Source organism: Coprobacter tertius (genome assembly GCF_024330105.1).
GTDB classification, from domain to species: domain Bacteria; phylum Bacteroidota; class Bacteroidia; order Bacteroidales; family Coprobacteraceae; genus Coprobacter; species Coprobacter tertius.
In genome coordinates, this window is record NZ_JANDHW010000005.1 from 220,902 (window position 1) to 233,602 (window position 12,701).

Annotated in this window: 7 protein-coding genes; 1 reads left to right on the plus strand and 6 read right to left on the minus strand. The window is 38.7% G+C overall.

The features are described 5' to 3' along the window. Nucleotides 1–30: 30 nt before the first annotated feature. Complete coding sequence (locus NMU02_RS06950; protein ID WP_255026869.1) at nt 31–2,808, minus strand: TonB-dependent receptor; 2,778 nt, start codon at nt 2,806–2,808, stop codon at nt 31–33. Nucleotides 2,809–3,190: 382 nt separating this feature from the next. Here NMU02_RS06950 and NMU02_RS06955 point away from each other — a divergent pair, with 382 nt between their 5' ends. Continuing rightward, on the plus strand, nt 3,191–3,850 hold the full coding sequence (locus NMU02_RS06955; protein WP_255026874.1) for a class I SAM-dependent methyltransferase: 660 nt from the start codon (nt 3,191–3,193) through the stop codon (nt 3,848–3,850). A 166-nt stretch (nt 3,851–4,016) separates the two neighbouring features. On the opposite strand, the gene glmS is transcribed toward NMU02_RS06955, so the two are convergent. From glmS to dapF, 5 genes are all read right to left on the minus strand, one after another. After that, nucleotides 4,017–5,864, minus strand: coding sequence for a glutamine--fructose-6-phosphate transaminase (isomerizing) (gene glmS, locus NMU02_RS06960; RefSeq protein WP_255026875.1), 1,848 nt, complete (start codon nt 5,862–5,864; stop codon nt 4,017–4,019). 25 nt (nt 5,865–5,889) lie between these two features. After that, a complete protein-coding gene (locus NMU02_RS06965) occupies nt 5,890–7,779 on the minus strand; it encodes an amidophosphoribosyltransferase (protein ID WP_255026876.1) in 1,890 nt (629 codons plus the stop codon). 479 nt (nt 7,780–8,258) lie between these two features. Continuing rightward, entirely contained in the window at nt 8,259–10,448 is a 2,190-nt protein-coding gene (locus NMU02_RS06970; protein WP_255026878.1) for a glutamine synthetase III family protein, read from the minus strand. Nucleotides 10,449–10,482: 34 nt separating this feature from the next. Beyond that, nucleotides 10,483–11,715, minus strand: a complete 1,233-nt coding sequence (locus tag NMU02_RS06975; RefSeq protein WP_255026879.1) for an LL-diaminopimelate aminotransferase — start codon at nt 11,713–11,715, stop codon at nt 10,483–10,485. Between the two features lie 22 nt (nt 11,716–11,737). Beyond that, on the minus strand, nt 11,738–12,577 hold the full coding sequence (dapF, locus tag NMU02_RS06980) for a diaminopimelate epimerase (RefSeq protein WP_255026880.1): 840 nt from the start codon (nt 12,575–12,577) through the stop codon (nt 11,738–11,740). Nucleotides 12,578–12,701: the final 124 nt, after the last annotated feature.

Sequence of the window (12,701 nt, forward strand, 5' to 3'; positions counted from 1 at the left end):
TAATACTAATGATCATTATCTATTTAATATTTATATTTTCACACTTATACCGAGATTTATCTGCATTCCGGGACGATAAGATTTTACTAATTGCTCGACTACTCGTTTAGAATTACCCTCATTCAGATGCAGAAATTGTTTAAAAACCACTTTACTATTGAGAATATCACTAATACCGCCTTTTATCTCAACTCGTTTTCCTATTTTTTTCGAGAGAGTAAGATCGAGTAAATTACGGGGTAACTCATATACGTCCGGAATATCATCATTCGGATTCTCTTTTGCTATGCCTACGGTTTCTATACGTTTACCGATCACATTGTACAGTAACGATGCCGACCACCCCGATTTGTCATGCTGATAAAACAACCCTGTATTGATGAGAAAAGGAGATTGCCCCTGCATAGGGCGGTCCCTCTCATAAGCCCCTTTTTCGAAAAATATTTTGCTATATATCCATGCCCCGTTGAAAACGAAATTGAGATCGGGTAATCCCATAAATGAGAGATTTTTCTTTATATCGAGTTCGGCCCCGTAACAAACTGCTCTATCGGCATTATGATAAGTGTACTGAACCCCCGACCCGGCTTCATAATAAGTTTGTTCGATAGGATTTCTAAATTTTTTGTAAAACACACCTACCGAAAAGGTTTCTCCCGGTGCCGGGTAAAATTCATATCGCAAATCGACATTATGTATATATGCGTCTTTCAAATCGGTATTTCCCGAAATATTAGCAAATACATCGAAATTATAATATACATAGGGAACTATTTCCCGAAATTCAGGTCGATTGATCGACCGCCCGTATGCCACTCTAAAAACATTTTTATCATTTAAGTTATAAGCAATATTCAGCGAAGGGAAAAAATCGGTTTTATTCTGATCGATATTTACCGGTTTTAGTCCATCGGCAGAATAACCACTCAGCGTCAGATGATAATATTCAGCCCGTACTCCAGCATTAGCCGTCAGTTTATCAGAATAATTCAAAGTGGCAGAAACATAAGCCGCACTTAATAAATTATTTGAAGTATAAGAGTCGCACTTTTCTGTTTTATCTGATAAATATATCTTATCAGCCGCTATATTGCTATCAGAAAACAAGGTTCCGTATTCCCAGTCGGTATAACGGGAATAGCCGCTCCCGAGAAGATTATACTGGTATTGTTGAGCATCGAACGACCTATCTTTGTACTCACTATATATACCGGCCTTTAGTACAGGTGTAAAATTCGAGTTTACATTCAGTTTATGTTCATAGGCAGTCGATGCCGAGAAAGAATTATCATGTAGCTTTTGATAATAACGTTTTACATCATCTACATAATATTTATTTTCGGTTCGCGATTCATCGAGTTTCGAATTCACGACTCTCCGATCAGGTTCATTATATCCGGCATAAGCATACCCGACAGTCCAATCTATCTTATTTACATTCTCTTTCAATGTATGTATTCCGCTTAACTGAGAAGTATAAGTAGTACGACCCGTATATAGCGATTCCCAATAACGTACTGCGATATCCGAATAATAATCATGACCTTCTCTTTGAGTAAGAGAGTTACTTCCCCGCTGATTAAAGAAATTACGGAATTCGAGTTTTGTATTGCCAAACAAAAACGACCAATTAAATAACGCTCCCAATTTTGTCGTATTTCTGAATACCTCGTCGAGATATTTATTATCATATTGCGACTGACCGTCACGATATGACTGATACCGGTTATTCTGCATTTTATAATGATTATATCCCGTACTGTAGTTTACTGCAGAGATATTTCCCATTTTCCAATTCCCAAAATCGAATTTGCGTTGCAAGGTAAAACTCAATTTCTGATCGGGAATTGCAGTAAAAGATCTTACTCCCCAGCGATTATTCAGTTTTTTGGTAAATTCCACAGCCTCATCTATGCTACCTTGTTTCAGATTGGGAATACTCGATAATTGTCTTTTCCCAGCTCCAAAACCAATATAATCAGCTGCATACCCGTCGCTCAACCTCATATTTTTAAACGTAGTACCTACAGTAAAAGCGGTATTGTATTGTAATGTTATTTCATTTTCGATAGGGGTATTTTTAGTCGATACCTGTATAAATCCTCCCGTAAAATCAGCTGGCAATTCGGGAGATATCGATTTATAAACCATAATATTATCAATCAGTGAGGAAGGTAACACATCAAAAGAAAAAGCCCTACTGTCCGATTCACTCGATGGTGTAGAAGCTTTATTCAGCCAAACTCCGTTATATCTCTGCGCTAAACCTCGAACCACTACAAAGCGGTTATTTACAACCGTTATTCCAGGGATACGCTTTAATACTTCCGAGGCGTCGTTATCCTGTGTTTTAGAGATCTGCTGAGAGGAAATACCGCTCATAACCGGTAAAGAAGACTTAACCGTATTCAACACCGACAAATCGGTATTCCAACGTCTCTGTGTCATAACGACCACCCCCTTCAGATCGAGCGAAACATCTTCCATTTCTAAATCGAGTGTATATATCTTATCTCTTTCTATTTTTACATTTTCAATTTCAATAGTTTTGTATGAAATATATCTTATTTCTATCGTATAAATACCTATTCCTATATTCTTAAAAATATATTTTCCATCTATATCCGTCGCTGTCGTATGTTCTGTTCCCCGAATAAAAACCGTGGCACCAATTAATGGTTCCTTCGTTTTTTTATCGATTACAATACCTTCTAATGTTCCTTTCCCTACTGGCGAAGCTGAAATCCCGGGAACAAACGATAAACAGAACAAAAAATAAACTAAAATTATACGTATCTGCAGTTTCATATTCCTTAATCTGGTTCTTCAATTTTATAACGTTGCAAAGATGAATCATAAAGATTTCAGCAGAGATACAAACTTTATACGTTTCACATACATTTATATGACAAAGCAATGACAGTGCAAATCCTTTTTATTGATAACCGACAGAAAAACAAAATAAAATATTTGTATAATTAAAATGTAAATCTTATTTTTGAAATATATATAGAATAGGTCAGGTGTCTAAGAAACAATATTAATATTATACTTAATAACGTAATTATTGTCTCGTTTCAATAATAGGTATATCTCTTGATTTTCTCTAGCCTGTATCAGATTATAATACACAAATTCTTTTCATAGCTTCAGTAATTAACATCAACAGAACCGAATAACAAAGGCAATCATGAAAGACACTCCTTACAGGGAGTTCGGGTGGAACACCTCCGGCCCTCTATTTTATCATAAAATTATTTGTCCCCAAATAGAACGGCTTCTTCCCGAAGACGGCTCACCCATTTTGGATATCGGATGTGGAAACGGATATTTCGCTAATTATTTACTTGACAAAGGATATTCTGTATATGGGATCGACGCCTCACAACAAGGCATAGAAATAGCCAACCGATCACATCCGGGACATTTTTTCACAAATGATGTTTCCCTTACCGAATTACCTCATGAATTACAAAATATACCTTTTAAAACAGTAATTTCCATGGAGGTTATCGAACATTTATACGATCCCCGGGAATTTATTTTTTTCATAAAAAAAATTCTGAACAAACACAATGGCGGATTTGCCATAATCACAACTCCCTATCACGGATATTTAAAAAATATTTTTATCGCTTTATCAGGTAAAACAGATTTTCATTTCAGTGCACTTTGGGTAGGCGGTCATATCAAATTCTGGTCGAAAAAAACGATATTTACGTTGTTACGTGAAGCAGGCTTCGAAAACATGAAATTTAAAGGGGCCGGACGCTTTCCTTATTTATGGAAACATATGATCGTCACAGCCGAGACATACCCCGATACGACAATAAAAACAATTTCTGAGTAACAAGCCCGAAAAGAGATAAATAGTTGGTAAAACCGATATTTCCTCTTGTTCCTTATATACTCAGAAACTGTTCTTATTTTTTAATCGATAATAAAAATACAATCGACTATAAACATTCTTTTAATTACTTATTCCCATCTTTTTACCGAAATTATATCCATAATCGTTACTCTACCGTTACGGATTTAGCCAAATTACGGGGCTGATCTACATCCCGGCATTTATTTACCGCAATAAAATAGGCCAATAACTGTAAAGGCACAGAGGTTACAATCGGAGCATATTCCTCTACGGTTTCGGGTACTTCGATACAATAATCGGCAATATTACAAACCAACGTATCACCTTCGGTAACGATAGCAATTACCTTACCTTTACGCGCTTTTATTTCCTGTATATTACTAATTGTCTTCTCATAAATACGATCGGTAGTCGCTATCGCTACCACAGGCATCTCATTATCTATAAGAGCAATAGGTCCGTGCTTCATCTCTGCCGCCGGATAACCTTCAGCATGAATATATGAAATTTCCTTTAATTTAAGAGCTCCTTCCAAAGCTGCCGGATAATTATATCCACGACCGAGATAAATAAAATTATGAGCATAAGTAAAGATTTTCGACAGTTCTTTTATATCATCGGTTTTTTCAAGTACTTTTTTCAGTTTCTCTGGTAATTCCTGTAAATGTTTTACCATCGATTCGAACTTCTCTTTTGTAATTGTACCTTTTTCCCGGGCTATCGTAAGTGCGAGCATCGACAAAACCGTCACTTGCCCTGTAAACGCTTTTGTAGAAGCTACCCCGATTTCAGGACCTACATGAATGTACGAACCCGAATCGGTTGCCCGAGCAATAGAAGAACCCACCGCATTACAGATACCATATATAAAAGCCCCTTTAGATTTAGCAAGTTCCACAGCAGCCAATGTATCGGCTGTCTCTCCCGACTGAGAAATAGCAATTACAATATCGGTATCGGTAATCACCGGATCTCGATAACGAAACTCCGATGCATATTCCACCTCTACCGGAATACGACAAAACTCTTCGATAAGATGCTCACCAATAAGACCGGCGTGCCACGAAGTACCACAGGCGACGATAATAATACGGGATGCATTTATAAATTTCCCCTTATTGTCGATCACGCCAGAAAGTACGACATTATTTCCCTCTACATTTATACGTCCCCTTATGCAATCCATAATAGTTTTCGGCTGCTCATAAATCTCTTTCAACATAAAATGAGGATATCCTCCTTTTTCGAGTTGACTCAAATTCATAGCCAGTTTTTTTATTTCGGGCGTTACCGTTACATTATTTAAATTAACTACTTTCAAAGGCTCATTCCTATTTATTACAGCAATCTCCTCATCATTCAAATACACAACCTCATCGGTATATTCTACAATAGGAGTTGCATCGGATGCCAGAAAAAACTCATTTTTACCGATACCAATCACCAAAGGACTACTTTTTCGGGCAGCAATAATCGTATCGGAATTTCCCTTTTCAATCACAGCCAGCGCATAAGCTCCTACAACCTGATGCAAAGCCAATTGCACAGCCGTACATAAATCTACCCGATTAGTCTTTTGAACATATTCGATAAGATATACGATAACTTCGGTATCGGTAGAACTTCTGAAAACATAACCTTTACTCTCGAGTTCGGCACGGATAACCGAATAATTTTCAATAATTCCATTATGTATCAAAGCTAGATTTTCCGTCTGAGAATAATGCGGATGCGCATTTGCATCATTAGGTTCTCCATGGGTCGCCCAGCGAGTATGGGCAATTCCGATTGTCCCGGATATATCTTTCGACTGAGAAAACCGCTCGAGATCCGAAACTTTTCCCTTAGTTTTATACACATTCAATTTTTTTCCTCCATCCGTGATCAATGCCAACCCGGCACTATCATACCCTCGATACTCCAACCGGTGAAGACCTTTGATCAGGATCGGATAAGCCTCCTGATTACCAATATAACCTACAATTCCACACATATATAACTAAATATAATCTCTCTTTTCACAATCGTTTCTGGTATGCACCTTCCATGTAATTGATAAAAGCATTATTTACCAATCTATTCCCTCCCGGAGTCGGATAATCACCCGAGAAATACCAATCTCCCGGATAACCGGGAATTGCTTCATGCAACCCCTCAAGTGTCTGGTAAACAATTTTTACTTCAGCCTGAGTTCCTTCCGGTGTAAGCATACGTGCTATCTTTTCCGATATTTCCCCTTGAGTAAAAGGGGCATACAGTTCTTTTACGTAATTTATAATTTTTTCTTTAGGTAGCTCCTGTTGTGCTTTCGACTTCCGATAAACATCCTCGAGTAAACCTTCCATATTTCGTTCTTTTATCAGTTCGACCGTTGCCCTGAACGCAATAAACTCACTCATACGCGACATGTCTATACCATAACAATCGGGATATCTGACTTGCGGCGAAGACGAAACGATTACTATCTTTTGGGGATGCAGTCTGTCCAATATTTTAATGATGCTTTGTTTCAATGTCGTACCCCGTACAATACTATCATCTATAACAACCAAATTATCTTCACCGGGGATCACGGTTCCGTAAGTCACATCATATACATGAGCTGCAAGGTCGTCCCGTGTATCGCCTTCGGCAATAAACGTACGTAACTTTATATCTTTTATAGCTACCTTTTCAGATCGTACCCGCAACGATAATAATTTTTTAAGCTCTTCTTCACTCATCTGCGTACCATACTTACCGATCTGCTCACGTTTATATTCATTAAGCCGTTCTTCCAAACCTTCGAGCATACCGTAAAAAGCGACTTCCGCCGTATTGGGTATAAAAGAAAATACAGTATGTTCTATATCCTTCTCTACACTTTTCAATATGGGTTCTACCAAACGATGTCCCAACCGTTTCCGCTCCCGATATATATCGGCATCACTCCCCCTCGAAAAATAAATTCTTTCAAACGAACAGGCACTATAGTTTTTAGCCGGTACAATTTGTTTTACCGATACTTCTCCATTTTTAGTTACGATAATACTTTCTCCGGGAAATAATTCTTTTACCTGACCAATATCGATATTCATCGCTGTTTGTATTACAGGGCGTTCCGAAGCAACCACGACAATTTCGTCATCAGAATAATAAAAGGCAGGACGGATACCTCTCGGATCACGGAATGAAAACAGATCTCCACTACCGGTCAAACCACATATCACATATCCCCCATCCCATATCTGCGACGATTTTTTAAGAATAGCGGCAATATCAATATGGTCTTCTATTTTTCGGGTCAGTTCAATTCCCCGGTAACCTTCAGACTTAAATTTATCATAAAGTCGCTGATTCTCCATATCGAGTTCATGTCCAATTTGCTCGAGAATTATAAATGTGTCGGCATAATTCCTCGGATGCTGGCCTTCGGAAACAATCTTCTCGAATATCTCATCGACATTCGTCATATTAAAATTTCCGCAAAGAGTAAGATTACGAGATCGCCAATTGTTACGGCGTAAAAAAGGATGCACATAAGAAAGGCCTGATTTCCCTGTAGTGCTGTATCGCAAATGCCCCATATAAAGTTCACCTGCAAAAGGAAGATGTTGTGACGCCCATTCAGCGTCGGTCTGATGGTGAGAAACAGATGCGATTTTAGCATGTATATTTGAAAAAATTTCCTGAATAGCGCCTGTTCCCAATGCTCTTTCCCTGAAAATATATTCTTCTGCAGGACGGGCATCCAATTTTACACAGGCTAATCCGGCTCCTTCCTGTCCACGGTTATGCTGTTTCTCCATCAGCAGATAAAGCTTGTTCAACCCATACAAGTAAGAACCGTATTTCTCCTGAAAATAAGATAACGGTTTCAACAACCTTACCATAGCTATTCCGCACTCGTGTTTAATAACTTCTGTCATCTTTCATAACTTTGTTTATAAAACGAAACGTGCAACTTTTTGCTCAGCAAAGAGAGTGTTTTTTGTCATTTTATAAAAGTTTTTATACATGTTTTTTGTGGGTCCGAACACTTTTTAACGATAAAAACACCTTTTAATAACGCATTATAACTATTCAGTTTACAAGGCTATTATCACAATATAATTTATTATATACAATCGGATTGTCCCTTTTTACCGATTAAGACGAACTATTCTTCTTATAACTCTATACATCCAAACATAAGAAATGTTTCACTTAAAAAATAACCCATACTACAAGCAAATAAGCTTATAACCAGATTATATAACTATTTTCACAAAAAGTTTTCTTCGTTGCATATCGCATTAAAAAAACGGTTACGGAAACCGGACAGGTACCATCAGAAATTGTGAAAACGTGAAACGAGAAACATGAACTAAAACTATATCCCGCCTTTGTTCCGTAACCGATCTGATCATCATCTGATAAACAATAATTCTCTGTACTTCGGCAACGGCCACATTTCGTTATCCACCACCAGTTCGAGTTTATCGATATGGTAGCGTATTTCGTCGAGAAACGGAGCTACCGTATCATGATAAGCAATTGCTTTCTCCCGCTTGCCATCTATTTTATTTGCGACTTTTCGCGCTTCGACCATTTTATGAACCTTTTCTTTAATAATCAGAAGATGACCGGCAATCTTTTCGATCACCTCCATATCCTGCTCGGCAATAAGATCTACTTTCTCAGCCGGGAAAAGACTTTTAATTTTAAACACATTATCGAGTAATAGCGACTGATATCGGGTAGCTACCGGAACGATATGATTGATGGCCAGATCTCCCAGTACGCGAGCCTCTATCTGTATTTTTTTAGCATATATTTCCCATTTCACCTCATTGCGTGCATATAATTCTACTTTACTCAGCACTCGAGTATCAGTAAACATTTTTACACTTTCGGGAGAAAGATAACTATCGTAAATAAGGGGAACACTGGTTTTGCAATCGAGTCCCCTGCGAGCGGCTTCGGCTTTCCACTCTTCACTATATCCGTTCCCATCGAAAAGGATGTTTTTCGACTCGTTAATGTATTCCCGCACAATTGAAAGGATGGCATGTTCTTTCTTCTCTCCTTTTACAATCAAATCATCTACTTTTCTTTTAAATTCCTGCAACTGATAAGCAACAGCAGCATTCAGCGCAATCATTGCTGATGCACAGTTTGCCAACGATCCCACAGCTCTGAATTCAAACCGGTTTCCTGTAAATGCAAACGGAGAGGTCCGGTTACGATCGGTATTATCTCTCAACAATTGGGGTATTTGAGCAACTCCGAGGCTAAAACCTTCTTTACCGGAAAATTTTACGACGTCATCACCGGTCGTGGTAACCAGTTTATCGAGTATTTCGCTCACTTGCTTACCCATAAAGATAGAAATAATCGCAGGAGGAGCTTCATTCGCCCCGAGCCGATGAGCATTCGTAGCAGAAGCTATACTGGCTTTTAATAATCCGTTATGTCGATAAACGGCTGTCATTACATTCACGATAAATGTAATAAACTGCAGATTTTCCGACGGAGTTTTTCCGGGAGCAAATAATAAAACCCCAGTATCGGTTCCTAATGACCAGTTATTATGTTTACCCGAACCATTTACACCTTTAAAAGGCTTTTCATGAAGCAATACCCTGAAATTATGCCGTCGGGCCACTTTCCTCATTACACTCATCAGTAATAGATTGTGATCGTTTGCAAGGTTTACTTCTTCGAATATGGGAGCAAGTTCAAATTGATTGGGTGCCACCTCATTATGCCGGGTTTTAGTAGGTATACCTAATTTTTGACATTCGATTTCGAGCTCACGCATAAAAGCTGTCACACGACTGGGAATAGCACCGAAATAATGATCTTCGAGCTGTTGGTTTTTCGCACTGTCGTGTCCCATCAATGTACGATCGGTAAGAACGAGATCGGGGCGTGCGGCATATAAAGATTCATCAACGAGAAAATATTCCTGCTCCCAACCTAAATACGAATACACTTTTTTTACTTTGGGATCGAAATATTTACACACTTCTGTGGCTGCTTTATTCACACTATTAAGCGCTTTCAGCAAAGGAGTCTTATAATCGAGCGATTCACCCGTATAAGAAATAAAAATAGTCGGAATGCACAATGTCCCATCAACGATAAAGGCCGGAGAGGAAGGATCCCATGCCGAATAACCACGGGCCTCGAAAGTATTACGTATCCCCCCGTTAGGAAAACTCGATGCATCTGGTTCCTGCTGGATAAGTAATTTTCCCGAAAATTCTTCCACCACACCCCCTTTACCGTCATGTTCGATAAAAGCATCGTGCTTTTCAGCGGTTCCGTCTGTCAAAGGATGAAACCAATGCGTATAATGGGTAGCCCCCATTTCTAGAGCCCATTTTTTCATTCCTTCAGCGACACTGTCTGCAATTTCCCGATTCAAAGGAACTCCGTTATCTATCACGTCCACCAAAGCATCGTATATTTTCTTAGGCAGATACCGAAACATTTTTTCCCGGTTAAATACATATTTCGCAAAATACTCGGAAGGACGTTCAGACGGTTCTTCCACTCCGACGGCTTTATGTTTGAAAGCCTCCTCTACCACTTTAAATCTTAACATTGACATAGCAGATATTTTTATAGAACTTTTTTTATCCTGATTAAATCTTCCATGTTTTCAACCGGTCGATCGCCTCGAGCGTATCCTCGTATTTTCCGAATGCCGTAAGACGCAAATAACCTTCTCCCGAGGGGCCGAAACCTACTCCGGGAGTACCCACGATATGACGTTCGAACAACAACCTGTCAAAAAATTTCCACGAAGAAATGCCTTTCGGCGTTTTTACCCATATATAAGGAGCATTCACTCCTCCGAATACTTCAAGACCGATCGCTTTCAGATTATCATATAAAAGTCGTGCATTACGCATATAATAACTGATATTCGCTTTTACCTCTGCCTTTCCTTCGGGAGTATATATCGCTTCGGCCGCACGCTGCACGATATATGCAGTACCATTAAATTTCGTACATTGCCTACGATTCCATAGCTGGTTAAGGCCGACTTTATCTCCCGCAAAATTAAAAGCTTTCAATTCTTTGGGAATAACTGTATAGCCGCATCTTAAGCCTGTGAAACCGGCAGTTTTAGAAAAACTCCGAAACTCGATAGCAACCTGTTTAGCTCCTTTTATTTCATAAATGCTATGCGGCACGTCTTCTTCTTGTATAAAAGCCTCGTAAGCCGAATCGAAAAGGATAAGTATATTATTATTTATCGCATAATTCACCCATTTTTTTAATTCTTTCCGATTGAGTGCCGTTCCGGTAGGATTATTAGGATAACAGAGATAAATCACATCAGGACGAACCTCGGGAAATTCAGGTATAAAATTATTTCCGGCATGACAGGGTATATATATGATATTACTCCAAAAACCGTTATTTTGTAATTCACCGGCACGGCATCCCATCACATTCGAATCTATATAAACGGGATATACAGGATCGGTCACAGCTACCCGGTTATCTTTACTCAAAATATCCCCTATATTACCCGTATCGCTTTTCGCCCCGTCATTTACAAAAACTTCATCCGGATCGAGACTTATTCCGCACGATTCGTAATCATTTTTAATAATTGCATCTATCAGAAACCGATATCCCTGTTCAGGACCGTACCCCCTGAAAGTCTCGATATTCCCCATTTCATCTACTGCCTTATGCAACGCTTTTATTACTGCACTGGGCAATGGCTGGGTTACATCTCCGATTCCGAGTCTGATTACTTTTGCTTCAGGGTGTATCACTTTAAAAGTATTTACTTTTTTAGCAATCTCACTGAAAAGATAACTTTCTGAGAGTTTAAGAAATTGTTCGTTAATCAGTGCCATATCTCAATATAATTTCACGTTTCTATCCTTTATAAGGCCATTCCCCTTCAAAAACAAGTTCTGCCCCACCCGTCATATATACATGGTTGTCAAACTCTTTCCATTCAATCTCAAGATCGCCTCCGAGAAGATGCAAAACAGCATTCCGATGCGAAAACCCGTTTAAAACCGCCGCTACAAGCGAAGCGCATGCTCCGGTACCGCAAGCATATGTTTCTCCCGATCCTCTTTCCCATACTCTCATATACAAACTTTCGGGAGAATCAACTTTTACAAATTCTACATTTGTGCATTCGGGAAAAAGAGGATTACATTCGATCTGTTTGCCTAAAGTATGTAAATCACGGTTCGAAAAGTCATCCATAAAAATAATCACATGAGGATTTCCCATCGACACACAAGTAATGTTGAAAATCTCATTCCCTATCGAAAACGGCTGCCCTATGACAGAAGCACCCGTTTTCTTGACAGGAATTTTTTCAGGAGACAAAACAGGCTCTCCCATGTCAACACACACACTTTCGACTTTTTTATTTTTTATACGCAATGTCAATATCTTTGTACCGGCCTTCGTTTCGAGCATTATCTTTTTCTTCTTTGTCAAGCCTCTTTCATATACATATTTACCGACACAACGAGAAGCGTTACCACACATTTCGGCCTCCGATCCATCAGCGTTGAACATTCTCATCCCGAAATCGCAAGATTCCGACGGCAATATGAGTACGATTCCATCCGAACCGATCCCGAAATGACGATCACTCATTTCTTTAGCCAGTACTCCCGGATTCGCGATTTCCTCTTCAAAACCATTCAGATATATGTAATCGTTTCCGGCACCCTGCATTTTCACAAACCTCATATTAATTATCTTTTAGGCAACTAAAAATAATATAAATCATCTTTTTGTCACTATTTTGACACAAAAATAATCATAATGACATTTTTAATCTTCGAATTATATACAAAAAAATAAATAAAAATAC

Excerpts from the sequence above, each read along its gene's own strand:
- NMU02_RS06950 (WP_255026869.1), bottom strand. The coding sequence starts at position 2,808 with ATGAAACTGCAGATACGTATAATTTTAGTTTATTTTTTGTTCTGTTTA.
- NMU02_RS06955 (WP_255026874.1), top strand. The coding sequence starts at position 3,191 with ATGAAAGACACTCCTTACAGGGAGTTCGGGTGGAACACCTCCGGCCCT.
- glmS (WP_255026875.1), bottom strand. The coding sequence starts at position 5,864 with ATGTGTGGAATTGTAGGTTATATTGGTAATCAGGAGGCTTATCCGATC.
- NMU02_RS06965 (WP_255026876.1), bottom strand. The coding sequence starts at position 7,779 with ATGACAGAAGTTATTAAACACGAGTGCGGAATAGCTATGGTAAGGTTG.
- NMU02_RS06970 (WP_255026878.1), bottom strand. The coding sequence starts at position 10,448 with ATGTCAATGTTAAGATTTAAAGTGGTAGAGGAGGCTTTCAAACATAAA.
- NMU02_RS06975 (WP_255026879.1), bottom strand. The coding sequence starts at position 11,715 with ATGGCACTGATTAACGAACAATTTCTTAAACTCTCAGAAAGTTATCTT.
- dapF (WP_255026880.1), bottom strand. The coding sequence starts at position 12,577 with ATGAGGTTTGTGAAAATGCAGGGTGCCGGAAACGATTACATATATCTG.